The organism is Mycobacterium bohemicum DSM 44277, assembly GCF_001053185.1.
Classification (GTDB): Bacteria; Actinomycetota; Actinomycetes; order Mycobacteriales; family Mycobacteriaceae; genus Mycobacterium; species Mycobacterium bohemicum.
Genome location: NZ_CSTD01000003.1, coordinates 440,320 through 463,750 on the forward strand (window position 1 = coordinate 440,320; position 23,431 = coordinate 463,750).

Sequence of the window (23,431 nt, forward strand, 5' to 3'; positions counted from 1 at the left end):
AAAGCAACCCAGACCGGGAGGTGATGTGCGTGACACTGCTGCAGGGGCCGCTGGCCGACCGCGACGCCTGGTCGGCGGTCGGGGAGTGTGCGATCGAAAAGACCATGGCGGTCGTCGGCACCAAGTCCGCCATGCTGATCATGCGCGAGGCCTATTACGGGACCACCCGGTTCGACGACTTCGCCCGCCGCGTCGGCATCACCAAGGCCGCAACGTCGGCGCGGCTGGCCGAACTCGTCGAGATCGGGCTGCTGCAGCGCCGGCCCTACCGGGAGCCGGGGCAGCGCCGTCGCGAGGAGTACGTCCTCACCGAGGCCGGCATCGACTTCATGCCCGTGGTGTGGGCGCTGTTCGAGTGGGGCCGGCGCCACCTGCCGGGACGCAACCGGCTCAGGCTCACCCATCAGGGCTGCGGCGCCGAGGTTGGCGTCGAGATTCGTTGCAGACAAGGCCATCTGGTGCCGCCCGACGAGCTCGGCATGCGGCTGGCCAAGCCCGTCTGATCGGCGCTTTGCCTAGGGCGCCCGCAGCGCCGCCAGCAGCCGACGCGCCGCGGCGACGCGGCGTTCCGCGGGCCCGGACAGCGCGTCCAGCGCGCACTCGGGGTCGGCGGGCGGGCCCATGTGCCCGCAGCCGCGGGGGCAGTCCTCGATCACCTCGGCCAGATCCGAGAACGCCATCAGCACGTCCTCGGGCCGGATGTGGGCCAGCCCGAACGACCTGATCCCCGGCGTGTCGATCACCCAGCCGGAACCCTCGAGCGCGAGCGCCAACGACTGCGTCGAGGTGTGCCGGCCCCTGCCGATCTCGGTCACCTCGCCCACCGCCCGGAAGGCCTCGGGCACCAAGCGGTTCACCAGTGTCGACTTGCCCACGCCGGAATGTCCCAGCAGCACGGTGATTTTGCCGGCCAGCAGGTCGGCGACGGCCAGCAGGGGATCGTCGCGGCCCGCCGCCACGATCGTCAGGTCCAGGTCGGCGAACTGCTCGGCGAACGGCTCCGGCGCGGCGAGGTCCGTCTTGGTCAGGCACAGGATCGGAGCCAGCCCGCCGGCGTAGGCGGCGATCAGCGCCCGGTCGACCAGGCCGGTGCGCGGCGGCGGGTCGGCCATCGCCACCACGATCAGCAGTTGGTCGGCGTTGGCGACCACCACCCGTTCGGTGGGATCGGTGTCATCGGCGGTGCGGCGCAACACCGTTCGGCGCTCGCCGCGGCGCACGATGCGCGCCAGCGTGTCGGGGCGCCCGGACAGGTCGCCGACCAGGTCGACGTCGTCGCCGACGACGATCGGCGTGCGGCCCAGTTCGCGGGCGCGCATGGCGGTCACCCGGCGAGCGGGGTCCCCGCCCAGCACGCAACCCCAGCGGCCGCGGTCGACGCTGACCACCATGGCGGCCTCGGCGTCCGCGTGCCCGGGACGGGTCTTGGTCCGCGGCCGCGAACCGCGTCCGGAGCGGATCCTGACGTCGGACTCGTCGTAGTCGCCAGGCCTCAAGCCCAGGGCTCCAGCATGTTGGCCCACAGCCGGGGGAAGTCCGGCAGCGTTTTGGCGGTGGCGCCGATGTCGTCCACCAGGACCCCGGGCACCCGCAGCCCGATTATGGCCCCCGCCATGGCCATTCGATGGTCGGCGTAGGCGCGCCAGGTGCCGGGCTGCAGCGGGGTCGCGGTGATCACCAGGCCGTCCGCCGTTTGGGCGCAGTCGCCGCCCAGGCGGTTGATCTCGGCGCTCAGCGCGGCGAGCCGGTCGGTTTCGTGGCCGCGCAGGTGCGCGATGCCCGACAGGCGCGACACCGAACCGGTTTCGGCCAGCGCGGCCAGCGCCGCCACCGACGGCGTCAGCTCGCCGACGGCACTCAGGTCGACGTCGAACCCGGAGTAGTCGCCGGGCCCGCGCACCTCGAGATACGTATCCGTCTGCGTCACAACGGCATTGAGCTTGGCGAGGACGTCGAGGATGTGCCCGGCCGGTTGCACGCTGGCGGCCGGCCAGCCGGTGATGCGCACCGCACCGCCGGTGACCACGGCCGCGGCCAGGAAGGGCACGGCGTTGCTGAGGTCGGGTTCGATGTCCCAGTGCCGGGCGGCGACCGGGCCGGCGCCCACCCGCCACCGGTTGGGAGCCGAGTCGTCGACGTTAACCCCGGCCCGCCGCAGCATCGCGACCGTCATGGCGATGTGGGGGGCCGACGGCAGCGCCGCGCCGGTGTGCTGCACGGTCAGGCCCTCGCTGAACGACGCCGCACACAGCAGCAGCCCGGAGACGAACTGCGACGACGCGGAGGCGTCGATCGCGACGGTGCCCCCGGCCACCGATCCGCCGCCGTGCACCCGGAACGGCAGGCCGTCGCCGTCGATGCGGACGCCGAGGCCGCGCAGCGCGTCCAGCAGCGGCGCGATGGGACGCGCACGGGCCTGTTCGTCGCCGTCGAACTCGACCACCGCGTCAGACAGCGCCGCCAGCGGCGGCACGAAGCGCAGGACCGTGCCGGCCAGGCCGCAGTCCACCCGCGCGTCGGGCCCGGGGGCCACCCGGCCGCCGATCGTCACGTCGGGCCCGGCCCCGTCGACGGTCAGACCCAGGGTGCGCAGCGCCCCGATCATCAGGTCGGTGTCGCGGCTGCGCAGCGCCCCGCCCAGGGTCGACGGGCCCTGCCCCTGCGCGGCCGCCAGCGCGGCCAGCATGAGCGCGCGATTGGTCTGCGACTTGGAGCCCGGGATCGTCACGGTCGCGTGCACCGGCGCCGGCATGGTCGGGGCCGCCCAGTTGATCACGGGTCCATCATCGCCTGTCCGCGGCCCGTCGGGGACATCTGCCACCATGGAAACCATGTGCGGACGGTTCGCGGTGACCACCGATCCGGCCCTGCTGGCCCAGAAGATCAAGGCGATCGACGAGGCGACGGGCACTACGGAGGGCGCGGCGCCGGGCGCCACGGCCCCCAACTACAACGTGGCCCCCACCACCAGCATCGCGACCGTGGTCAGCCGGCACTCGGAGCCCGACGACCAGCCGAGCCGGCGGGTCCGGCTCATGCGCTGGGGCCTGATCCCGCCGTGGGCGAAGGCCGGCGCCGGCGGCGCGCCGGAGGCCAAGGGGCCGATGCTGATCAACGCCCGCGCCGACAAGGTCACGTCCTCGCCGGCCTTCCGGTCGGCCGTGAAGTCGAAGCGCTGCCTGATCCCGATGGACGGCTACTACGAGTGGCGCGTCAACGACGCGGGCGCCGGCGCCAAGTCCCGCAAGACCCCGTTCTTCATGTACCGCGCCGACGGTGAGCCACTGTTCATGGCCGGGCTGTGGTCGGTCTGGAAGCCGGCCAAGGAGGGCTCGCCGCTGCTCAGTTGCACGATCATCACCACCGACGCCCCCGGCGAGCTCGGCCGGATCCACGACCGGATGCCGCTGGTGGTGCCCGAAGCGGACTGGGACCGCTGGCTGGACCCGGACGCCCCGGTCGACGAAGAGATCCTGTCCCGCGTCCCCGACGTCAGCGGCATCCGCATGCGGGAGGTGTCCACCCTGGTGAACAACGTGCGCAACAACGGCCCCGAGCTGGTCGAGCCCGCCGAACCGCAGCCCGAGCAGGCCCGGCTGCTCTAGGCGCTACAAGTTCGAGACGTTGATGATCGGGTTCAGCGAATCGGCCGGGCCGCCGCCCAGGGCGCCGACGATGTCGTGGGTCACCGCGACGGGGAATTGCGCGGTCGCGGTGCCGACCAGGTCGGCACCGTTGGCAAACGTGTTCACGATGGTCGCGGGGTTGCCGCCGAGCAGGGCCTGCACGTCGTCATAAGCCGCGAATTGCGGCGCCATCATCAGGTCGCGCACGTCGACGAACAACTCGGTCGGCAGCGAGGCCGGGGGAACGGGCACCCCGTCCCAACTCACCAGGTTCCAGCCGTCCTGGGGGTCGCCCTGCACCACGACGACGCCCGTGTTCGGCAGCGGGTGGGTGAGCATCAGCAACAGGTCGGGGTTCTTGACGTTCATCAGCGTTCCCACCTCGATGGCGAATTCGCTCGAGTACGCCACGTCGGTGATCTGGCCGTTGGCCGCCAGCACCGGGTGCGCCATCGCACCGGCATACATCGTCTGCAGGGCATTGGTGAACCCCTGGTCGAACGCCAGCCCGCTGAACGGGCCGGAGCCCGGGCCCAGCATGGGCACCAGGGGCAGCCCGAGCACCCACGCCAGCGGGGCCGGCAGATACAGGACGCCCAGCGGGACCTCCGGGAAACCGTTGAGGGCGCCGGCATAGATCTCGTTGAGCCCGGGCAACGTGGTGACGGGCATGCCCAGCAGCGCGGCCAGCGGCGCGGCGGTCTGCTGCGTCCGGAGCAACTGCGACGAGAAGATCGCGGCGAACGGCCCCTGCGAGTCGAGCGCGTTGGCGATGGTCACCGCTTGTTGCTGACCGAGCGCGGTCAACGGGGTGCCGGGCACGCCGGTGTCGATCAGATTCGCCGCGTTGCCGAACGACTCCCCGTGCCGGACGAAGTCGATGACGATCTTGGTGGCGGGTGCCGGCGTTCCGGCGGCGCCGGTGCCGATCAGATCGCGGCCGAACAGCACGTCCGTCGGCGCGTTGATGATCGGATCGAGCACCTGGCCCAGTGGGCTGTTGACCCAGGCCTCGCCGACGGTGCGCAGCGGATCGGCGACGAAGGACGCGGCGGCCGCCGTCTCGGTGCCTGCGTAGGCCGCCGCCGCCGCGTTCAGGGTCCCCGCGAACTGCTCGCAGTACGTCGCCGCCTGCGCCGCCGCCGCCTGGTAAGTCGTGGCATGCGCGCCGAACACCGCGGCGATGGCCGCCGACACCTCGTCGGCGCCGGCCGCCGCCAGTTCGGTCGTCGGGAGCAGCGCGGCGAGATTTCCGGTGTGCACCGCCGAACCGATCCGCCCGATGTCGGCGGCCGCCGTCTGCACCAACTCCGGTGCCACGTCAACAAATGACATCGCCCAACCCCCGACGTTTCACGACGCAACCATTGAGCCGCGCCCACACATTAGGGCAATTGGCCCGGTGATATAGCTGTTTTCGGGCCGTTTCCACCCGAGGCGTCGATCGGGTGCCGCCTACCATGCGTATGTGACCGGCTCCTACACCCACACGTTCGAGGACATCCGCGACCGTCCGGTGGCCGTGATCGGGGCGGGCACGCTGGGGCGCCGCATCGCCTTGATGTTCGCCAGCCGCGGCGGAACGGTGCGAATCCATGCCCGCCGCGCCGACCAGCTCGCCGAGGCGGCGCGCTATGTCGTGGATGGATTGCCAAAACTTGTGCAGGACAGGGGATTCGGTGAGATCGGCGTGGCGCTGCCGATGACCTCGCTCGACGAGGCGTTGGACGACGCCTGGCTCGCCGTCGAATCCGTGCCGGAGAAGCTTGAGATCAAGGTGCCGCTCTGGGGTCGGATCGACCAATCGGCGCCGCCGGACACCATTTTCGCGACGAACTCGTCGTCATACCCGTCGCGCCTGCTGGCCGACAATGTCGGGGACAGACGCCGGCTGTGCAATATGCACTTCTACATGCCCCCGCAGGTCAATGGCGTCGACCTGATGTCCGACGGCGAGACCGACCGCGGGTTGCTCGACACCCTGCTGGCCGTGCTGCCCGAGTTCGGACTGCATCCGTTCGAGGCGCTCAAGGAGAGCACCGGCTTCATCTTCAACCGCATTTGGGCGGCCATCAAACGGGAATCGTTGGCGGTGGTCGCCGAGGGCGTCGCACGTCCCGAGGATGTGGACGGGCTGTTCAGGGTCAACCTCGGTGTGGCGGCCGGGCCGTTCCAGATGATGGACGCGGTGGGGCTGGACGTGGTGCTCGACATCGAAAACCACTACGCCCAAGAGTTTCCCCACCTGCCCAAGAGCGTGCGAGACCTCCTGCAGTCCTACGTCGACGCAGGCAAGCTCGGGATCAAAACCGGCGAGGGCTTCTACAAGTACTGAGCCGACCGGCGACTACTGAAAGTCAATGAAGTCGATGAGCCCGCGGATGTTTCGCCCTTCCCGCATATCGCTGAACGCCTCGTTGATCTGATCGAGCCGGTAGCGCCGGGTGACGAGCTCGTCAAGCTTCAGCCTGCCTTCGCGATACATCGACAACAGCATCGGCATGCTGGCGCGCGGATTCATTCCGCCGGCGAGCAATCCCTTGAGCTGCTTGGCCGACAACACCATGTCGTTGAGCACCAGTGGCACCGGCAACTCGTCGTAACGGCTCAGCCCGGTGAGCACGCAGGTACCGCCCTTGCGCGTCAACATCATCGCCGGAGACAGCAAGTCCGTCGGGACGACGCCGGGAGTCAGGACCACCCTGTCGGCCATCACACCGCGGGTCAGCTGCCGCACCAACGGTGCGGCCTCGTCGATCGACGCCACGGCATGGGTCGCGCCGAAAGCGCCCGCCGAGTCACGTTTGAACGCGACCGGATCGACCGCGACCACGTACTTCGCCCCAACGGCCCGCGCGCCCTGCAACGCGTTCATGCCGACGCCGCCGGTGCCGATCACCACGACGGTGTCGCCGGCCTCCGTGCCCGCGCCGACCGTCGCCGAGCCCCAGCCGGTCATGACTCCGCAGGACACCAGTGATCCGGCGTGGAACGGAATGTCGTCGTCGATCTTGATCACCGACGACTCCGCCGCCACCAGGTACTCCGCGAAGGTGCCCAATTGCGTCATGGCGGTCAGGTGTTCGTCCCCCACGTGACGGCGCGGCGTGCCGTCCGTCGTCATCTCCTTGGAGACGGTGCCGGCGCCGAGGTCGCACAGGTAGCTCTGCCCACGGGAGCACCACCGGCAGGAACCGCATGCCGGGATGAACGATGTGGCCACGCGGTCACCGGGTCGCACGGACCGCACGCCCGGACCGACCTCGGTGACGACGCCGGCGCCCTCGTGTCCGCCAAGCATCGGATACAGCTCGGGCACCGGGATTTCGTTGTCCGCCATGATCGTCGCCAGGCGGCTCCCCGCGACGCCGTCCCCCGTCGCGTAGTGATCATCGGAGTGGCAGATTCCGGCGACGGCCACCCGCACCAGCACTTCGCCGTCCCGCGGCGGATCGAGTTCGATCTCCCGGATCTCCCAGCCGCGGCCGGCGCCCGGCAGCACCGCCCCTCGGCACTTCATCGGCCACCATCACCTGCAAGTCTGGTCATGGCTTCATCCCGTCGCTCGCGGCTCGAATCCGTTCGAGCCGAAGCATGTCATCACCGAACCCGGCGCGCGGGCAAAGGCCGGAATTCGGCGGGCCGGGTCAGGCTCGGCGGCGCAGCGCCCGGATTAGGCGCACCGGCCGGACCCGGCCGCCTTCACGCTCGAAATGGATCGCATGCACGGGCGCCGGAGTTAGCACGGGCGTGAAAACGACCGCGGTGCACATCGTGATCACCAGTGTGCGTTTCGACAGGCGCCTGCGCTTTCCCGCGGTCCCAAATCGAAGTGACTGCGGCACTTGGCGATCGAGATCCCTGATGGATCGCCTTGCCGGGTTCGTCGCAGAACTTGACGGCGCGGCGTGGCCGTGGCGCCGTCCCCGTGCGACGAGGGTTGTCGGTAGCGAGAAATGCGCCCCGGGGCGGATGAATTGTCGTAGGCAATTCGTGTGACAACCGCCCGTATACCAAATTGTGTCGCCCAAGCCATTTTCTTTACGCCACGAGTGGCGAATCATATTGTCATGACAACTACCGATCGGACCGTGTTCGAAGGTCCACTGCAGCAGTTTGCCCGCAGCGCGTGGCAGATGCTTCTCTTCACCGGTCTCCTGGCGGTGGCACTCGGTGTCATCGTGCTGGCCTGGCCGGGCAAGACACTGTTCGTGGCGGGTGTCTTGTTCGGCATATACCTGGTGGTTTCCGGCATCGGGTACGTGTTCGCGTCTTTCGGCACGCACGCGGGCGCCGCGATGAGGGTGCTCACCTTCCTCGCCGGCATCGTGTCAATAGTGCTGGGGTTCTTCTGCTTCCGCGACAAGTTCGAGGCCGTGGCCCTGTTGGGGATATGGATCGGCGTCAGCTGGTTGTTCCGCGGGATGACATTGCTCACCGCGGCGCTGGCGCTCGACCACATGCCCGGCCGCGGCTGGCAGGTGCTGTCCGGGTTGATCATCGTCGTCGGCGGCGCCGTCCTGATCGTCTCCCCGCTGGACTCGATCGCCGTCCTGACCCTGGTCGCGGGCTGCTGGCTGATCGCCATCGGCATCGTCGACGTCATCACCGCGATTCAGGTTCGCGGCCGCGCCAAGCACCTGACGGAATCGCCGGGGCACCCGGCCTAGGGGGTGCCGGTGACCCGCTAGGGCAGTCGCCGGTCCGCCTCGAACACCAGGCACAGCTCCGCGAGATCCCTTGGCCGCGAGAGTGACCGGCCGGTCAGCTCCTCGATGCGGCGCAGCCGGTGCCGCACGGTGTTGGGGTGGCAGAAGACCGCCGCGGCGGCGTCGTTGGCGGAGCCGCCCGCGTCCACCCAGGCCCGGAACGTGTCCAGCAGGATCGCCCGCTCCTCGGCCGGCAGGTCGTCGACGCGCCGCAGCAGCGCGGACTTGATCTTGGTCATCGCCTCGGGCGCGCTGACCGCCGCGACGGCCAGCGGGGTGTCGTCGAAGACGCAGACCAGCGAGTCCCCGGACCGCTTTCCGGTGACCGCCACCCGGGCGAACCGCAGCGCGTCGCTGGTGTCGGCCAGGTCCCGAAACGGCGGGCTGATGCCGACCCGCGCGGTCGCGGCCTGGCCGAGCACCTCGACCAGGGTGGTCATCGCCTCCGTCGTTTCCCTCAGCGCGACGATCCCCACCTGCAGGTCGGGCAGGAGCCGCCACGCGGATCGAACGTCCTTGGCGGACAGCTTGTTCTCGATGGCCGGCAGCCCGAGGCGGCCGATCGCGGGCAGCTCCGCCGCCGCCACGACGTAGGGCCCGGAGGTCGGCAGGCGCAGCAGATCGGCCGCCTCCCAGAGGCTTTGCCTGTCGGTCATCCGCCGGGACAGCAGCGCCTCGACCAACGCCGATCGTTCCTCTTCGCGCTCCAGGATCTGCGCGGTGAGCTGTTGGCGGTAGGCGGTGGCCATCGCCTGGGTGAAGGTCTCCTGGGCGAAGAAGATTCGCGCGGTGGCATCAAGGATCGCGTCGGTGGGTATGGCCGCGTCCCGCGCGGTGGCCAGGGTCTCCTCCCACACGAAGCGAAAACCGATGCGGTAGGCGGTCATCACCGCCGGCAGCGGCACACCGGCGAGCGCCCGTTCGGTCCCGGTGCGCTCGGCGGGGGAGACGTCGACGCCCTCGTCCCCCGTGAGCGACTGAAAGATGAAGGCGACGTTCGCCACGCAGCTTTCGGCAACCTGATCCCTGGTGACGACGGTGTCGTCGCGGTAGGCCTCGATGTCGCGGCAGAGCACGTCGGCCATGGCTCTGCCCAACCCGGGCGCGCGGGCCAGCATGAGCTTGCTCAGCTCGATCACGTGCGGGTCAACCGTCGCGCCATGCCGGACGCCGCGGCTCCTGGATGCCACGCCCATATCGCGAACCCTATGCCCGGAGGCGGTCGGATGTGCGCCGTAACAGCAAAGAGCCGCTGCCGTTGTTTCCGGGGACATTGCCGCCCGCCGCCATGGAGACCACGCTGGAGGCAACGACGACACACCCACCCCGACGGAGGCCCTCATGAGCGCACTGAGCAACAACCTCATCGCGTCGAAAGAACGCCACCCGGAACGTGTCGCCCTGCGCTGTGGCGAGTCGCAGCTCACCTTTGCCGAATTCGACGGCGCGGCGGCGCGCGTCGCGGCGCTGCTGGAGCGGGCCGGGGTCGAGCCGGGCGACCGGGTGGGCGTGATGCTGCCCAACACGCCCGCGTTCGCCATCGCCTTCTACGGCATCATCTATCGCGGCGCCGTCGCGGTCCCGATGAACCCGCTGCTCAAGGCCCGCGAGATCGCCTTCTACCTGTCCAACAGCGGCGCCAAGGCGCTGTTCGCGACCCCGGTCTTCGCCGGGGAGGCCACCGCGGGGGCGGCCGAGGTGGGAGCGCAGTGCCTGCTCGTCGACGACGCCGCGCTGGGGAAGCTGATCGCCGACCTGCCTGCCCAGGACGCGCCGGTGCACCGCGACGACGAGGACGTCGCGGTGATCCTGCACACCTCGGGGACGACGGGAAAACCCAAGGGCGCCATGCTCACTCACGCCAACCTGGGCCGCAACGCCGAGGTCGCCGCCCGCACCCTGGTCAAGACCGGTCCGGACGACGTCGTGATGGGCTGCCTGCCGTTGTTCCACGTCTTCGGGCTCACCTGCGGCCTGAACTCCTCGGTGCTGTCGGGGGCGATGCTGACGTTGGTGCCCCGCTTCGACCCCAAGGCCGCGCTCGAGGTGATCGAACGCGACCGGGTCACGGTTTTCCAGGGGGTGCCGACGATGTACTCGGCGCTGCTCGCCGTGGCCGACGAGGCCGCGCCAGGGGCGACGCAAAGCCTCCGAACCTGCGTCTCGGGTGGCGCGGCACTGCCGGTCCAGGTACTCACCGACTTCGAAAAGGCCTTCGGCTGCACGGTTCTCGAGGGCTACGGGCTCTCCGAGAGCTCCCCGGCCGCCGCGTTCAATCACCCGGACCGGCCCCGCAAGGCGGGTTCGATCGGCACCCCGATCGAGGGCGTCGAGATGCGGGTGGTCGACCCCACCGGCGCCGAGGTGCCCCAGGGGGAGGCGGGGGAGGTCCAGATCCGCGGCCACAACGTGATGAAGGGCTACTGGAACCTGCCCGACGCCACCCAGGCCACCATCACCCCCGACGGCTGGCTGAACACCGGCGACATCGGGCGCGTCGACTCCGATGGCTACTTCTACATCGTCGACCGGACCAAGGACATGATCATCCGCGGCGGGTACAACGTCTATCCGCGGGAGATCGAGGAGGTGCTCTACGAGCACCCCGCGGTGGCCGAAGCCGCCGTCATCGGCATCCCGCACGACTCGCTCGGCGAGGAGGTCGGCGCCGCCGTCGCCCTCAAGGAGGGCACCGCGGCGGAACCCGACGAGCTGCGTGAGTACGTCAAGGAGCGCGTGGCCGCCTACAAATATCCGCGCAAGGTGTGGCTCGTCGACGCGCTGCCCAAGGGACCCACCGGAAAGGTCCAGAAGCGCGACATCACCGTCCCTGCAACCGAAAGCACGACATAGCCATGGCAACCCAAACCCCCAAGCCCGACGAGCTCGCCGTCCCGCTCGACCTGCTGCTGACCAGCGCCACCAAGCCCTTCGTCAGCCGGATGATGCCCGACGACACCTGGACCCGTTTCGCCGCCGGCCTGGCCAGGCGACCCGGCGCGGTGGCCGGCCGGATCGGGACGCTCACGCGAGAACTCGGCGCCGTCGCGGCGGGGAACTCGCAGCGCGTGCCGGCGCGGGCCGACAAGCGATTCGCCGACCCGGCGTGGGAGCAGAACCCGGTGCTGCACCGCATCATGCAGGCCTACCTCGCCGGCGCCGAGACCGCCGAGGCGATGGTGGCCGACGCCGCGCTGGACTGGCGGGACCGGGAGCGGATGCGGTTCGTCATCGACAACCTCGTCGAGGGCCTGGCCCCCAGCAACAACCCGCTGATCAGCCCGCTGGGCTGGAAGGCGATGATCGACACCGGCGGCCTGAGCGCGGTGCGGGGGCTCAAAGCCCTTGCGCGGGACATGCTTTCGAAGCCGCGCGTGCCCGCCATGGTGGAGCCCGACGCGTTCGTCGTGGGGGAGACGGTCGCCGTCACCAAGGGCGCGGTCGTGCTGCGGACGCCGATGTTCGAGCTGATCCAGTACGCGCCGCAGACCGCCAAGGTCCGCGAGGTTCCCCTGCTGATGGTGCCGCCGGTGATCAACAAGTACTACGTCATGGACATCGCGCCCGGGCGCAGCATGATCGAGTACTTCGTCCGCCAAGGGCAGCAGGTCTTCGTCATCTCCTGGCGCAATCCGCAGAAGCGGCACCGCGATTGGGGCTTCGACGAGTACGGCGCCGCCATCGTCGAGGCGATGGACGCGGTGGAGACGATCAGCGGCACCGACCGCACCCATCTGCTGGCCACCTGCTCGGGCGGCATCCTGGCCGCGATGACGGCGGCCCACCTGGCCGAGATCGGCGAGGGCGACCGGGTGGCCGGCCTCAACCTGTCGGTCACCGTGCTCGACGAGGACCGGGCCGGCCTGCCGGCCGCCATGATGAGCGAGCGCGCGGCCCAGGCGGCCATCCGGGCCTCCGGACGCAAGGGCTACCTGGACGGCCGCGACATGGCGGAGATGTTCGCCTGGCTGCGGCCCACCGACCTGGTCTGGCGGTACTGGGTCAACAACTACGTGCAGGGCCGCAAACCGGCCGCGTTCGACGTGCTGTTCTGGAACGCCGACACCACCCGGATGACCGCCGCTTTGCACCGCGACATGGTGCTGATGGCCGTGCGCAACGCGCTCGTCACCCCCGGTGGGGTGAGCATGCTGGGCACGCCGGTGGACCTGGCGAAGGTGACCGCCGACGCCTACGTCGTCGGCGGTGTGGCCGACCACATCTCGCCCTGGCAGGCCACCTACCGCAGCGCGCGCCTGCTGGGCAGCAAGGACAACCGCTACGTCCTGTCCACCAGCGGCCACATCGCGGCCCTGGTCAACCCGCCGGGGAATCCGAAGGCGTCGTACCGAAGCGGGCCCGTCGACGCGGACGACCCGCAACGGTGGCTGGAGGCCGCGGAGCAGTCGAGCGACTCGTGGTGGCCGGACTACGTGGCCTGGCTCGCCGAGCGCAGCGGCCCGGAGATCGATGCCCCGAAAACCCTTGGCGGCGAAGGCCTTCCACCGCTCGGCCCGGCCCCCGGCAGCTATGTGATGGAGAAGTGAGTGAAGCGTAGTGCGCCGCCGAGGCGCCTGCGCGTGGTGACGGCCAGCACCCTCGGCGAGGAGCGCTACGTCACCGCGGGCGGGCAGCGGATCCGGGTGAACGTGCGCACCGGAACGGGCGTGCCGCTGGTGCTCTGCAACGGCATCGGGGCCAGCCTGGAGGTGCTCGATCCGCTGGTCGAGCGGCTCACGTGCACGGTGGTGAGGTTCGACGTGCCCGGGACGGGGGGCTCGCCCACCTCGCCTCTGCCGTACGGGTTTCCGTACCTCGCGTGGGTCCTGGGCCGGGTCCTGTCGAAGCTCGGCCTTGGCGTGGTCGACGTCCTCGGCCTCTCCTGGGGCGGGGCGCTGGCCCAGCAGTTCGCCTTCCAGAACCCGCGCCGCTGCCGGCGCATGGTGCTGGTGGCGACCGGCACGGGCGTGCTGATGGTGCCCGCCCCTCCGCGGGTGCTGTCGAAGATGATCACCCCGCGCCGGTTTTCGGATCCCGACTACGCCGCGGCCATCGCCGGTGAGCTCTACGGCGGTACCGTGCGCGCCCACGGCGAGGACGTGGCCCGGCTGTTCGTGCGGCAGCTGCACGCCGGGTCGAAGCTCGGATATGTGCACCAACTGCTCGCGGGCTCGGTCTGGACCAGCCTGTTCGCCCTGCCTGCCGTGCGGCAGGAGACGCTGATCGTGGCGGGCACCGACGACCCGATCATCCCGGTGGTCAACGCGCACATCCTCAACACGCTGCTGCCGCACTCCGTGCTGCACCTGCACCCGGGCGGGCACATCGACATCGTGCACAACGCGACCGAACTCGCGCCCGTCATCGAGGAGTTCCTGGCCGAGCCGGGCGAGCGGGCCTAGCGGCGGGCCCGGCTAGGGACCGCTGTAACCCGGCGGGTTCACGCCGTCGACCCAGAAGTCGACGCCGAGCTGCGACCCCGGCACGCAGTTGTACACCGAGAGGTCGGAGACGCCGGATTCCAGCAGCACGTCCTCGCAGAGCAGCATGTTGCCGGTGTACTCGCGGGCGGGCTTGTTGAGGATGACGTAGGCCGCGTCGGAGTAGACCTCGGGCCTGCGGGCGCGTCCCATCGCCTCGTCGCCGCCGAGCAGGTTCTGCACCGCGGCGGTGGCCACCAGGGTGCGGGGCCACAGCGTGTTCGAGGCGATTCCCTCGGAACGCATCTCCTCGGCGATGCCCAGCGCGCACAGGGTCATGCCGAACTTGGCCATCATGTAGGCCGTCGGCTTCAGCCACTTGCTTTCCAGCAGGATCGGCGGCGACAGCGTCAGGATGTGCGGGTTCTCCCGGCCCTTGAGGTGCGGGATGCACGCCTGGGAGACGGCGTAGGTGCCGCGCACCTGGATGCCGTTCATCAGGTCGAAGCGCTTCATCGGCACCTCGGTGATCGACCCCAGGTTGATCGCCGACGCGTTGTTGACGCAGATGTCGATGCCGCCGAACTGCTCGACGGTCTTGGCCACGGCGGACTCGACCGAGTCCGGGTCGCGGACGTCCCCGACGATCGGCAGGGCCTGCCCGCCCGCCTCCTCGAGCTCCTTGGCGGCGGTGTAGACGGTGCCCGGAAGCTTGGGGTGCGGCTCGGCGGTCTTGGCGATCAGGGCGACGTTGGCACCGTCCTGAGCGGCGCGTTTGGCGATCGCCAGGCCGATGCCGCGACTGGCGCCGGAGATGAACATGGTCTTGCCTGATAGGGACATGGCGACACACTAACGCCCGCCCCGCCGGCCGCCGGATGATCCCCGGGAAATAGCCCGGAGGATAACGCTGTTAATCAAGTCGGTTCTTATGCGGTGTGGCTGCACACCCGGACAGAAGTTGTCGGGGGCAGCCTCTAGATTGGGAGGAGCGGTCGGGTGTCAACGGCGACGAGCCTTTTGGACAGGCCAAGGGGCACCGAGCGGTTGGCGTGCCTGCTCGCGAGTCCGGCGGCGCTCGCGCCGCTCCCCGGCGACACCGCAGCAGAAGGGACCGGGTTAATCGACATGGCCGATACCGACGGCGCCACGGAATCCGGGGTGCCCGACCCCGAGCGGGAGACCGACGCGGAACTGACGGCGCGCTTCGAGCGCGACGCGATTCCCCTGTTGGACCAGCTTTACGGCGGCGCCCTGCGCATGACGCGCAACCCCGCCGACGCCGAGGACCTGCTGCAGGAGACGATGGTCAAGGCCTATGCCGGCTTCCGCTCGTTCCGGGCCGGCACCAATCTCAAGGCGTGGCTGTACCGCATCCTGACCAACACCTACATCAACAGCTACCGCAAGCGGCAGCGTCAGCCGTCGGAGTACCCGACCGAGGAGATCACCGACTGGCAGCTGGCGGCCAACGCCGAGCATTCGTCCACCGGGCTGCGCTCGGCCGAGGTCGAGGCGCTCGAGGCGATGCCGGACACGGAGATCAAGGAAGCGCTGCAGGCGCTGCCGGAGGAATTCCGGATGGCCGTGTACTACGCCGATGTCGAGGGCTTCCCGTATAAAGAGATCGCCGAGATCATGGACACGCCGATCGGGACGGTAATGTCTCGGCTGCACCGCGGCCGGCGTCAGCTGCGGGGCCTCCTGGCCGACGTGGCCAAGGAGCGGGGCTTCAACCGCGGGCAGCAGGCGCACGAGGAGGTGTCGTCGTGAGCGAGTCTCCCGGCAGCACCGACCCGCGCCCCGCCGACGACAGCCACACCCACGGCGTGAGCTGCGCCCAGGTGATCGCCGAGGTATGGACCCTGCTCGACGGCGAATGCACGCCGCAGGCCCGCGAGCAGTTGCTCGCCCACCTCGAGCTGTGCCCCGGCTGCTTCGAGCATTTCGGCCTGGAAAAGCGGATCAAGGGTTTGCTCGCGACGAAATGTCAGAGCGAGAAGGCCCCCGAGGGCCTCAAGGAGCGCCTCCGCCTGGAGATCCGGCGGACCACCATCATCCGGGGCGGGCAGTAGCCGCTAAGCGTTGGGTCGCTTGCCGTGGTTGGCTTTGCTGTGCTTGCGGTCGCGCTTCTTCCGGCCACGCTTGGCCATCGTCAAACCTCCGGGAAATCGAACGTCACACGGGGCGCTGTGCCCACATCTTGACGCCCAGTCTCTCACGCGGAGGGCGGCGGGCTTCACACGCCCGCGCGCCGCGCACCGCGGCGGCCCTGTGGTTCGATATACATGAGCTTGCCAAATCAGCTACCCAGCCTGCGCGAATGCCAACAACGAGCGGAGTGAAGATGGCCGAGGATGTTCGAGCGGAGATCGTCGCCAGCGTGCTCGAAGTCGTTGTCAGCGAGGGCGACCAGATCGGCAAGGGCGACGTCGTGGTGCTGCTGGAGTCGATGAAGATGGAGATCCCCGTGCTCGCCGAGGTCGACGGCACCGTCAGCCAGGTCAGCGTGTCCGTCGGTGACGTCATCCAGGCCGGCGACCTCATCGCCGTCATCAGCTAGGACCCCGCTCGGGGGATCAAGACATGTCCACTCTCGGTGATCTGCTCGCCGAACACACGATGCTGCCGGGCAACGCGGTGGACCACCTGCACGCCGTGGTGGGGGAGTGGCAACTGCTGGCCGACCTGTCATTCGCCGACTACCTGATGTGGGTCCGCCGCGACGACGGCGCGCTGGTGTGCGTGGCGCAGTGCCGGCCGACCACCGCGCCCACCGTCCTGCAGACCGACGCGGTGGGCAGCGTGGTCGCCGCCGGCCGGTTGCCGCTCGTCGCCGAGATCTTCGGTGGCGCCGGGCCGAACGGCGATGGCTCGCAGGAACATTCTTGGCCGCTGCCCGGCCACCATGTCGAGGCCTCGCCGGTTCGCTACGGCGACCGAGTGGTGGCCGTGCTCACCCGGCACCAAACCGCCCTGGCGGCCGACCACATGTCCAGCCATCTCGAGACCGCGTACCGCAACTGCGCCGCGGACCTGGTGCTCATGCTGGCCGAAGGCACCTTCCCCGACGTGCGCGACGTCGCCATGTCGCGGTCCACCCCGCGGGTGGGCGACGGCTTCATCCGGCTGGACGTCAACGGCGACGTCGCCTACGCGAGCCCGAACGCCCTGTCGGCGTATCACCGGATGGGGCTGTCCAGCGAGCTGGAGGGCCGCAACCTGATCAAGGTGACGCGCCCGCTGATCTCCGACCCGTTCGAGGCCCAGGAGCTGGCGGAACATGTGCTCGACCTGCTGGCCGGCGGCAAGAGCGTGCGGATGGAGGTCGACGCCGGCGGCGCCACGGTGCTGCTGCGCACGCTGCCGCTGGTGGTGCACGGCGCCCCCGCGGGCGCGGCGGTGCTGATCCGCGACGTCACCGAGGTCAAGCGCCGCGACCGCGCGCTGATCTCCAAGGACGCGACCATCCGGGAGATCCATCATCGGGTCAAGAACAACCTGCAGACCGTCGCGGCGCTGCTGCGCCTGCAGGCCCGACGCACGGTCAACGTCGAGGGCCGCGAGGCGCTCATCGAGTCGGTGCGCCGGGTGTCGTCGATCGCACTGGTCCACGACGCCCTGTCGATGTCGGTGGACGAGCAGGTCAACCTCGACGAGGTGATCGACCGCATCCTGCCGATCATGAACGATGTGGCGTCGGTGGACCGGCCCATCCGGATCAACCGCGTCGGCGACCTGGGGGTGCTGGACTCCGACCGCGCGACGGCCCTGATCATGGTGATCACCGAGCTGGTCCAGAACGCGATCGAGCACGCGTTCGACCCGGGGGCGCCGGAGGGGTCGGTGACGATTCGCGCCGAGCGCTCGGCGCGGTGGCTCGACGTGGTGGTCCACGACGACGGCCGCGGACTGCCCGAAGGGTTCAGCCTGGAAAAGTCCGACAGCCTGGGCCTGCAGATCGTGCGGACCCTGGTGTCGGCCGAACTGGACGGCACGCTGGGCATGCGGCAGGCGCCGGGGCGCGGCACCGACGTGGTGCTGCGGGTCCCGATCGGCCGGCGGGCGCGGCTGGTGATCTAACGGCTGCACACAACAGTGCGGCCCCGACGTTCGTCGGGGCCGCACTGTGTGCTGATTGACTGGTCAGACCGCGCTGCGGGCCTTCGTCCGGGCATTGCGGCGCTTGAGCGCGCGCCGCTCGTCTTCGCTCATGCCGCCCCAGACGCCCGAGTCCTGGCCGGTGTTCAGGGCCCACGAGAGGCAATCCGTGGTCACCGGGCACCGGTTGCAGACCAGTTTCGCGTCAGCGATCTGCGCAAGCGCCGGGCCGCTATTCCCTACCGGGAAGAACAGTTCCGGATCCTCGTCGCGACAGACCGCCTTGTGGCGCCAATCCATAAGTTGTTACTCCTCACTGAGTGCGCAGCAAGGCGCACGGCCATTTTTCTTCGGCTGTTAACACGTGCACAAGAAAAGGGTCCGCACCCCTACATAAATTTCTGCATGCAACCTTTCGATCGTTTCACAGGCTCAACAGATGTCAATAGCGTGAGTTCGCTCGTGGGCTATCTCACTTCAGGGATTTCTTAGTTGAGCCCTTACTCCGTTGTACTACACTCGCCCGCCACATTCCCAGATGAATTTATCGGCGGGCCCCGCCGCCGCGGGCGTTACCGCAGTTCACGCCGCGTTTTTGCGGGCGGCGCGACCACCGGCAGCGCGTCGGGGACCGCCCTGAACGTCATCGCCTGGCGCAGGCCGAGGTAGTCGCCGTCGAACTGGCTGGCGATGGGCGCCCCGGAGCAGGTCACCCGGGCGCACGCCGCGTCGTCGTCGCGGACGAGCGAACTGCCCTGCGGGTTCCCGCGCTTGGACAGGATCTGGCGCACCAACCGCAGGGTCGGGAGCACCTTCATGCTGGTGAGCGCGAACACGCCCAGGCCCGACTCGAAGGTGCAGCCGGGGTTGGGCCGCAGCGGCCGGTCGTTGCTGTAGGTCCAGGGGTTGGTGTTGGACACCCACACGAAGTGCACGCCCGGGATCGGCTCGCGGCCCGGCAGCTCCAGCGTCAGCCGCGGCTCGCGGCGGCGGAACGCCAACGTGGTGGGCACCGCCACCCGCCAATAGCGCAGCGCATTGACCTTCACACCCTTGTCGCGCTGGGCCTCCACCCCGGCCACCACCTCCGCGTCGACGCCCATGCCCGCGTTGAGCACGGCCCAGCGCTCGCCGCAGTCGATCAGGCCGATGCGGCGCCAGCTTTGGTGGCGGCGGTAGTCGTCGATCAGCTGGATCAGCTGGTTGGTGGCCGCGGCCGGGTCGGTGGAGACCCCCAGCGAACGCGCCAGCACGTTGGCCGAGCCGCCGGGCAACACCCCGATCGCCGGGACGTGCGCCGGCCGGGGCGCCCCGGGGTTGCCGAGCATGCCGTTGACCACGCTGCTCACCGTGCCGTCGCCGCCGTGCACGATGACCAGGTCGACCTTGTCCTCCACGGCGGCCTGCGCGATCTCGGCGCCGTGACCGCGATGGGTGGTGTGCTCGACCGTCAGTTGCAGCCGGCTCTTGAGCGCGTGCGCCAACAGGTCCCGGGCGGCCGGGGTCGTGGAGGTGGCGGTCGGATTCACGATCAGCACGGCGCGCATGAGCCACGAGCTTATGCGCGCCGGCTATGGGGCCCCTAAGCCCCCGCTGTGCCGCCGGGCCCCGGCTACGCTGACGCTGTGACGCTGCCCCGCAAGCCCGCGGCGCCCGCCCCGGTGCGCGCCGCGGGCCTGATCGTCGCCGTACAGGGGGCGGCCGCCCTGGTCGTTGCGGGGGTCCTGCTGGTGCGGGGACTGGCGGGCGCCGACCAGCGGGTGGTCAACGGTCTTGGCACCGCGGTCCTGTTCGTGCTGGTCGGCGCCGTGGTGCTGGCGGCCGGGCGCGCGCTGACCGCCGGAAAGCGCTGGGGCCGCGGCCTGGCGGTGATCACCCAGCTGTTGTTGCTGCCGGTCGCGTGGTACCTGGTGCGGGGCTCGCAGCAGGCCGCGGCGGGGATCGCGGCGGGCGTCGTGGCGGTGGCGGTGCTGGTCCTGCTCTTCACTCCGGCGGCCGTGCGCTGGGCGGCCGGCGGCGATCAGGACGGCCCCGGCGGCCCCGCCAGGGCGGCCAACCGGTCGCCGGAGAGCCGATAGGTCGTCCACTCGCGCTGGGGCTGCCCGCCGATCCCGTCGTAGAGCGCGATGGCGTCGGCGTTCCAGTTGAGCGCCGCCCACGACAAGCGGGTGTAGCCCCTCGCGAGGCATTCGCCCGCCAGGGTCGCCAGCAGCGCGCGGGCCACGCCGCGGCGGCGAAACGCCGGCCGCACGAACAGGTCCTCGAGGTGGATGCCGCCGACGCCGTCCCAGGTGGAGAAGGTGACGAACCACAGCGCCATCGCGGCGAGCTCGCCGCCGACGTCCGCGACGTGCGCGTGCGCCGTGGGCGGCTGAGCGAAAAGCGCGGTGTGGATCTGCGTTCCGGTGACGCTGCATTGATCGGCGGCCAATTCGAATTCGGCCAGCGCGTGGATCATCTCGGTGATGCCGGCGACGTCGTCCGGAATGGCCCGCCGGATTGCCGCGCTCATTGCCCGACCCCCAGCGCGTTCAAAATGGTGGCGAATTTCGTTGTCGTTTCGGCCACTTCGTCGTCGGGGTCGGATTCGGCCACGATGCCGCCGCCGGCGCGCGCCAGGGCGGTGCGGCGATCCGCCGACAACTGGGCGCAGCGAATGGACACCACCCAGCGGCCGTCGCCGCCTGCGTCGCACCAGCCCACGGCGCCGGCGTAGAAACCGCGGTCGCCGTCCAGTTCGGCGATGAGCCTTTCGGCGGCGTCCGTCGGGACTCCGCCCACCGCCGGCGTGGGGTGCAGCGACAACGCCAAATCGATTGCGGTGGTGGATGTTTCGCGGAGCCGACCGGTGATGGGCGTGCACAGATGCCACACCGCCGCGGTGCGGCTCAATTCCGGCTCGTCCGCGATCGCCAGCTCGTGGCACAGCGGCTCCAACGCCTCGCGCATGCTCTCGATGACCAGCCGGTGCTCGTGGCGGTCCTTGGCCGACGCGGCCAGCGCCTCGGCGTTGGCGGCGTCGGCCCCCGGGTCGGCGGCGCGCGGGGCGGAGCCGGCGAACGGCCGGCACAGGACGCGATCGCCCGAGCGCGCGACCAGCAGTTCGGGACTGGCGCCCACCAGGGCGGCGCCCCGGTAGTCGCCCCCGGCGGCGGTGAGGTCGACGAGGTAGCCGTACGCCGCGGGGTCCGCGTCCACCAGCCGGCGCAGGACGGCGCGGCCATCCAGCGGGGCTGCCGTGGGTCCAGATCAGCCAGTCGGGAACCGATTCCCGGATCTGCGGGGTGGTCTTGCCCTCGTAGGAACCGTAATCCCATTCGGCCAGCAGGGGCGACACCTCGTCCACGGCCAGCCCGGCCAGCTTTGCGGTGGTCAGCGCGCGGATTCGCGGGCTGCTCACCACCAGCGGGTCGGTGAGCCGCATCTCCCGCAGCACCCGGCCGGCGAGCTCCGCCTGGACGCGGCCGGTGTCGGTCAGTTCCAGATCGGTGCGGCCGGTGTGCTGGCCGGATTTGGACCACGCTGTTTCGCCGTGGCGCAGCAGGACCAGCCGGTGATTGTGTAAGCCCATATCGACCGATTCTGCCCGACGACATGCGGGCCCGTCGGCAGCAGCGCCCGGCGGGCGAACATGCCAGGATGGGAAGTGTGAGCAAGGCGCGAGTGCTGGCGGTGGCCAACCAGAAGGGCGGTGTCGCCAAGACCACGACGGTCGCGTCGCTGGGGGCGGCGATGGTGGACGAGGGCCGGCGGGTGCTGCTCGTCGATCTGGATCCGCAGGGATGTTTGACGTTCTCGCTGGGCCAGGACCCCGACAAGCTGCCCGTGTCGGTCCACGAGGTGCTGCTCGGCGAGGTCGAGCCGAACGCCGCGCTGGTCACCACGATGGAGGGAATGACGCTGCTGCCGGCCAACATCGACCTGGCGGGGGCCGAGGCGATGTTGCTGATGCGGGCGGGCCGCGAGTATGCGCTCAAGCGGGCGCTGGCCAAGCTGGCCGACCAGTTCGACGTCATCATCATCGACTGTCCGCCGTCGCTGGGTGTCCTGACGCTCAACGGCCTGACGGCCGCCGACGAGGTGATCGTCCCGCTGCAGTGCGAGACCCTCGCCCACCGCGGCGTCGGTCAGTTCCTGCGCACCGTCGCCGACGTCCAGCAGATCACCAACCCGGAGCTGCGGATGCTGGGCGCGTTGCCGACCCTGTATGACTCCCGCACCACCCACACCCGCGACGTGTTGCTCGACGTCGCCGACCGCTACGACCTGCCGGTGCTCGCCCCGCCGATCCCGCGCACGGTGCGGTTCGCCGAGGCCAGCGCGTCGGGCTCGTCGGTGATGGCCGGGCGCAAGAACAAGGGCGCGTCGGCCTACGGCGACCTCGCGCGGGCGCTGCTCAAGCACTGGAAGACGGGCAAGCCGCTGCCCACGTTCGCCGTCGAGGCCTGAAGCGGCCCCAAAGCGGCCCCAAAGCGGCTCAGGACACCTAGCCGAGGGCCACCACGGAGTCGCCGCGCTGTTCGAAGACCTTCGAGCCCGCCACGGCGGGAACCACCGCGCTCGTGCCGGGCGCCCGGTCCACCGGAATGTCGCGTTCGTTCGCGCCGGTGATCGGGTCGTAGACGCCGATCGCGCCGGTCACCGGCACGAGCAGCCGGCCGGCCATCATCGTCCCCGGTCCCAGCGGCGCCTTCTCGCCGGCCGCGATCGTGTAGCGCAGCGTCAACTTGCTGGCGTCGAAGACCATCAGCGAATCGCCGGTCCACCAGGTGAGCAGGCTGCCGGCCTGTGACACGGCGTTCGACGCCGACGCCGGCCTGGGCAGCAGCGTGCTCGACACCGTGGTGCCGGTCTGGTCCACCACGTCCACCCTGGGCTGCGGTGACGGCAGGTACACCGCCGTGTTGTTCTCCCAGACGGCGAGCACGCGGGCGCCGGAACCGGCCGCGATCCCGGGCTCCGGCACGAGCTGCTGCTGCGGCTCGTCGTCGTCCTTGCCGGGGCGCAGCAGCGCCAGCCGCAGGCCGGCCTGGCCCGCGCAGCTCTCCAGCACCGAAACCCCCGCCGAGCTGGCCGCCGCCGACACCAGCGCGCAGCCGGAGTGCAGCCCGCGCGCCGACGGTTTGACCCGCGCGTCCGTCTCGCCGTAGGCCAGCATCCGGACCATGTCCGAGCGCCACAGCTCCAGGTGCGTGTCACCGAACGACAGCACCGTCGACCCGTCGGAGGACAGGCGCACCCGCGGGTCGGCGTAGCTGCTGCGGGCCGGCCCGCGGCGTCCGGTGGAGCCGTCGAGCGTGCTGACCTGCCCGCAGCCGCGGTCGTCGCGGTAGACCGCGACGGCGAAGTGATACACCCAGGAGACGCCGCACAGGTCGCTGTCCCGCGCATAGCTCCAGCGGGATTCGCCCGTCCCGGGGTCGCGGCCGTCGACCTGGCGGCCGGCGCCGGTGGTGATGGTCCCGCCGACCACGACGGGGGCGGTGGTGGCGGGGCTGGCCGCGGTCCACAGCTGGCGCAGGGTGGCCGGCACCTCCCGGGCGGGGGGCGGGGTGGGCGCGGGCTGTCGCGTCAC

The 23,431-nt window shown here is 70.2% G+C and carries 23 protein-coding genes and 3 pseudogenes; 13 read left to right on the forward strand and 13 right to left on the reverse strand.

Annotated features, from left to right (window positions below; all coding sequences use genetic code 11):
• Positions 1-29 precede the first annotated feature (29 nt).
• The gene (locus tag BN971_RS16640; RefSeq protein WP_085182037.1) at positions 30-503 is read left to right on the forward strand and encodes a winged helix-turn-helix transcriptional regulator; all 474 of its coding nucleotides are present in this window, start codon (positions 30-32) and stop codon (positions 501-503) included.
• A gap of 12 nt (positions 504-515) precedes the next feature.
• Here BN971_RS16640 and rsgA read toward each other — a convergent pair whose 3' ends face one another.
• Positions 516-1,496 (reverse strand): ribosome small subunit-dependent GTPase A, encoded by a 981-nt coding sequence (rsgA, locus tag BN971_RS16645; protein ID WP_085182036.1) that lies wholly within the window; start codon positions 1,494-1,496, stop codon positions 516-518.
• Positions 1,493-2,776, reverse strand: coding sequence for a 3-phosphoshikimate 1-carboxyvinyltransferase (gene aroA / locus BN971_RS16650; RefSeq protein ID WP_090350337.1), 1,284 nt, complete (start codon positions 2,774-2,776; stop codon positions 1,493-1,495). The genes rsgA and aroA overlap by 4 nt, the downstream gene beginning before the upstream one ends.
• A 55-nt stretch (positions 2,777-2,831) precedes the next feature.
• Here aroA and BN971_RS16655 point away from each other — a divergent pair, with 55 nt between their 5' ends.
• Positions 2,832-3,605: an SOS response-associated peptidase gene (locus BN971_RS16655; RefSeq protein WP_085182150.1), complete on the forward strand. Its 774-nt coding sequence runs from the start codon at positions 2,832-2,834 to the stop codon at positions 3,603-3,605.
• A 3-nt stretch (positions 3,606-3,608) separates the two neighbouring features.
• Here the strand turns inward: BN971_RS16655 and BN971_RS16660 are convergent, their stop codons facing one another.
• Positions 3,609-4,961, reverse strand: coding sequence for a PE domain-containing protein (locus tag BN971_RS16660; protein ID WP_085182035.1), 1,353 nt, complete (start codon positions 4,959-4,961; stop codon positions 3,609-3,611).
• A gap of 133 nt (positions 4,962-5,094) precedes the next feature.
• Here BN971_RS16660 and BN971_RS16665 point away from each other — a divergent pair, with 133 nt between their 5' ends.
• Positions 5,095-5,961, forward strand: coding sequence for a 3-hydroxyacyl-CoA dehydrogenase family protein (locus BN971_RS16665; protein WP_085182034.1), 867 nt, complete (start codon positions 5,095-5,097; stop codon positions 5,959-5,961).
• Between the two features lie 12 nt (positions 5,962-5,973).
• On the opposite strand, the gene BN971_RS16670 is transcribed toward BN971_RS16665, so the two are convergent.
• On the reverse strand, positions 5,974-7,146 hold the full coding sequence (locus BN971_RS16670; RefSeq protein WP_090350338.1) for an NDMA-dependent alcohol dehydrogenase: 1,173 nt from the start codon (positions 7,144-7,146) through the stop codon (positions 5,974-5,976).
• A 550-nt stretch (positions 7,147-7,696) separates the two neighbouring features.
• Between BN971_RS16670 and BN971_RS16675 the strand changes: the two genes are divergently transcribed.
• On the forward strand, positions 7,697-8,296 hold the full coding sequence (locus BN971_RS16675; RefSeq protein WP_085182032.1) for an HdeD family acid-resistance protein: 600 nt from the start codon (positions 7,697-7,699) through the stop codon (positions 8,294-8,296).
• Positions 8,297-8,313: 17 nt separating this feature from the next.
• Here the strand turns inward: BN971_RS16675 and BN971_RS16680 are convergent, their stop codons facing one another.
• Positions 8,314-9,531 (reverse strand): PucR family transcriptional regulator, encoded by a 1,218-nt coding sequence (locus BN971_RS16680; protein ID WP_085182031.1) that lies wholly within the window; start codon positions 9,529-9,531, stop codon positions 8,314-8,316.
• Positions 9,532-9,676: 145 nt separating this feature from the next.
• Here BN971_RS16680 and BN971_RS16685 point away from each other — a divergent pair, with 145 nt between their 5' ends.
• From BN971_RS16685 to BN971_RS16695, 3 genes are read left to right on the forward strand one after another with little or no spacing between them, the layout of a single operon-like run.
• Positions 9,677-11,188 carry a long-chain-fatty-acid--CoA ligase gene (locus BN971_RS16685; protein ID WP_085182030.1) on the forward strand — a complete coding sequence of 504 codons (1,512 nt, stop codon included), beginning with the start codon at positions 9,677-9,679 and terminating at the stop codon, positions 11,186-11,188.
• 2 nt (positions 11,189-11,190) lie between these two features.
• A complete protein-coding gene (locus tag BN971_RS16690) occupies positions 11,191-12,882 on the forward strand; it encodes a PHA/PHB synthase family protein (RefSeq protein ID WP_085182029.1) in 1,692 nt (563 codons plus the stop codon).
• Positions 12,883-12,909: 27 nt separating this feature from the next.
• The gene (locus BN971_RS16695; RefSeq protein ID WP_090350384.1) at positions 12,910-13,737 is read left to right on the forward strand and encodes an alpha/beta fold hydrolase; all 828 of its coding nucleotides are present in this window, start codon (positions 12,910-12,912) and stop codon (positions 13,735-13,737) included.
• A 12-nt stretch (positions 13,738-13,749) separates the two neighbouring features.
• Here the strand turns inward: BN971_RS16695 and BN971_RS16700 are convergent, their stop codons facing one another.
• The gene (locus tag BN971_RS16700; RefSeq protein WP_085182028.1) at positions 13,750-14,598 is read right to left on the reverse strand and encodes an SDR family oxidoreductase; all 849 of its coding nucleotides are present in this window, start codon (positions 14,596-14,598) and stop codon (positions 13,750-13,752) included.
• A 285-nt stretch (positions 14,599-14,883) separates the two neighbouring features.
• Between BN971_RS16700 and BN971_RS16705 the strand changes: the two genes are divergently transcribed.
• Together BN971_RS16705 and rsrA are read left to right on the forward strand one after the other, a co-directional pair.
• A complete protein-coding gene (locus BN971_RS16705; protein WP_169718630.1) occupies positions 14,884-15,528 on the forward strand; it encodes a sigma-70 family RNA polymerase sigma factor in 645 nt (214 codons plus the stop codon).
• Positions 15,525-15,830, forward strand: a complete 306-nt coding sequence (gene rsrA / locus BN971_RS16710) for a mycothiol system anti-sigma-R factor (protein ID WP_085182026.1) — start codon at positions 15,525-15,527, stop codon at positions 15,828-15,830. Before BN971_RS16705 ends, rsrA begins: the two co-directional genes overlap by 4 nt.
• A gap of 3 nt (positions 15,831-15,833) precedes the next feature.
• On the opposite strand, the gene BN971_RS26715 is transcribed toward rsrA, so the two are convergent.
• Positions 15,834-15,908: a 50S ribosomal protein bL37 gene (locus tag BN971_RS26715; protein ID WP_011728008.1), complete on the reverse strand. Its 75-nt coding sequence runs from the start codon at positions 15,906-15,908 to the stop codon at positions 15,834-15,836.
• A 194-nt stretch (positions 15,909-16,102) separates the two neighbouring features.
• Here BN971_RS26715 and BN971_RS16720 point away from each other — a divergent pair, with 194 nt between their 5' ends.
• Both BN971_RS16720 and BN971_RS16725 read left to right on the forward strand, forming a co-directional pair.
• A complete protein-coding gene (locus BN971_RS16720) occupies positions 16,103-16,318 on the forward strand; it encodes a biotin/lipoyl-binding carrier protein (protein WP_085182025.1) in 216 nt (71 codons plus the stop codon).
• A 23-nt stretch (positions 16,319-16,341) separates the two neighbouring features.
• Complete coding sequence (locus tag BN971_RS16725; protein ID WP_085182024.1) at positions 16,342-17,838, forward strand: sensor histidine kinase; 1,497 nt, start codon at positions 16,342-16,344, stop codon at positions 17,836-17,838.
• 63 nt (positions 17,839-17,901) lie between these two features.
• Here the strand turns inward: BN971_RS16725 and whiB1 are convergent, their stop codons facing one another.
• Positions 17,902-18,156 carry a transcriptional regulator WhiB1 gene (gene whiB1 / locus BN971_RS16730; protein WP_085182023.1) on the reverse strand — a complete coding sequence of 85 codons (255 nt, stop codon included), beginning with the start codon at positions 18,154-18,156 and terminating at the stop codon, positions 17,902-17,904.
• A gap of 272 nt (positions 18,157-18,428) precedes the next feature.
• Positions 18,429-19,403: a diacylglycerol/lipid kinase family protein gene (locus BN971_RS16735; RefSeq protein WP_085182022.1), complete on the reverse strand. Its 975-nt coding sequence runs from the start codon at positions 19,401-19,403 to the stop codon at positions 18,429-18,431.
• A gap of 78 nt (positions 19,404-19,481) precedes the next feature.
• On the opposite strand from BN971_RS16735, the gene BN971_RS16740 reads away from it, so the two are divergent.
• The gene (locus BN971_RS16740; protein ID WP_090350340.1) at positions 19,482-19,934 is read left to right on the forward strand and encodes a hypothetical protein; all 453 of its coding nucleotides are present in this window, start codon (positions 19,482-19,484) and stop codon (positions 19,932-19,934) included.
• On the opposite strand, the gene BN971_RS16745 is transcribed toward BN971_RS16740, so the two are convergent.
• The 3 genes and pseudogenes from BN971_RS16745 to BN971_RS16755 all read right to left on the reverse strand — a co-directional run.
• Entirely contained in the window at positions 19,877-20,368 is a 492-nt protein-coding gene (locus BN971_RS16745; RefSeq protein ID WP_085182021.1) for a GNAT family N-acetyltransferase, read from the reverse strand. The genes BN971_RS16740 and BN971_RS16745 overlap by 58 nt on opposite strands.
• A pseudogene (locus tag BN971_RS16750) lies at positions 20,365-21,090 on the reverse strand (isochorismate synthase); the annotation flags it as partial. The pseudogene BN971_RS16750 and the gene BN971_RS16745, both read right to left, overlap by 4 nt.
• Positions 21,080-21,427 (reverse strand): annotated as a pseudogene (locus BN971_RS16755) (histidine phosphatase family protein); the annotation flags it as partial. The pseudogenes BN971_RS16755 and BN971_RS16750, both read right to left, overlap by 11 nt.
• A gap of 77 nt (positions 21,428-21,504) precedes the next feature.
• Between BN971_RS16755 and BN971_RS16760 the strand changes: the two are divergent.
• Positions 21,505-22,305, forward strand: a complete 801-nt coding sequence (locus BN971_RS16760) for a ParA family protein (RefSeq protein WP_085182146.1) — start codon at positions 21,505-21,507, stop codon at positions 22,303-22,305.
• Between the two features lie 37 nt (positions 22,306-22,342).
• On the opposite strand, the pseudogene BN971_RS16765 reads toward BN971_RS16760, so the two are convergent.
• A pseudogene (locus tag BN971_RS16765) lies at positions 22,343-23,416 on the reverse strand (Rv3212 family protein); the annotation flags it as partial.
• Positions 23,417-23,431 lie beyond the last annotated feature (15 nt).

Excerpts from the sequence above, each read along its gene's own strand:
- BN971_RS16735 (WP_085182022.1), bottom strand. The coding sequence starts at position 19,403 with ATGCGCGCCGTGCTGATCGTGAATCCGACCGCCACCTCCACGACCCCG.
- BN971_RS16725 (WP_085182024.1), top strand. The coding sequence starts at position 16,342 with ATGTCCACTCTCGGTGATCTGCTCGCCGAACACACGATGCTGCCGGGC.
- BN971_RS16690 (WP_085182029.1), top strand. The coding sequence starts at position 11,191 with ATGGCAACCCAAACCCCCAAGCCCGACGAGCTCGCCGTCCCGCTCGAC.
- BN971_RS16720 (WP_085182025.1), top strand. The coding sequence starts at position 16,103 with ATGGCCGAGGATGTTCGAGCGGAGATCGTCGCCAGCGTGCTCGAAGTC.
- BN971_RS16685 (WP_085182030.1), top strand. The coding sequence starts at position 9,677 with ATGAGCGCACTGAGCAACAACCTCATCGCGTCGAAAGAACGCCACCCG.
- BN971_RS16680 (WP_085182031.1), bottom strand. The coding sequence starts at position 9,531 with ATGGGCGTGGCATCCAGGAGCCGCGGCGTCCGGCATGGCGCGACGGTT.
- BN971_RS16670 (WP_090350338.1), bottom strand. The coding sequence starts at position 7,146 with ATGAAGTGCCGAGGGGCGGTGCTGCCGGGCGCCGGCCGCGGCTGGGAG.
- BN971_RS16705 (WP_169718630.1), top strand. The coding sequence starts at position 14,884 with ATGGCCGATACCGACGGCGCCACGGAATCCGGGGTGCCCGACCCCGAG.
- BN971_RS16675 (WP_085182032.1), top strand. The coding sequence starts at position 7,697 with ATGACAACTACCGATCGGACCGTGTTCGAAGGTCCACTGCAGCAGTTT.
- BN971_RS16745 (WP_085182021.1), bottom strand. The coding sequence starts at position 20,368 with ATGAGCGCGGCAATCCGGCGGGCCATTCCGGACGACGTCGCCGGCATC.
- BN971_RS16655 (WP_085182150.1), top strand. The coding sequence starts at position 2,832 with ATGTGCGGACGGTTCGCGGTGACCACCGATCCGGCCCTGCTGGCCCAG.
- BN971_RS16660 (WP_085182035.1), bottom strand. The coding sequence starts at position 4,961 with ATGTCATTTGTTGACGTGGCACCGGAGTTGGTGCAGACGGCGGCCGCC.
- BN971_RS16700 (WP_085182028.1), bottom strand. The coding sequence starts at position 14,598 with ATGTCCCTATCAGGCAAGACCATGTTCATCTCCGGCGCCAGTCGCGGC.
- whiB1 (WP_085182023.1), bottom strand. The coding sequence starts at position 18,156 with ATGGATTGGCGCCACAAGGCGGTCTGTCGCGACGAGGATCCGGAACTG.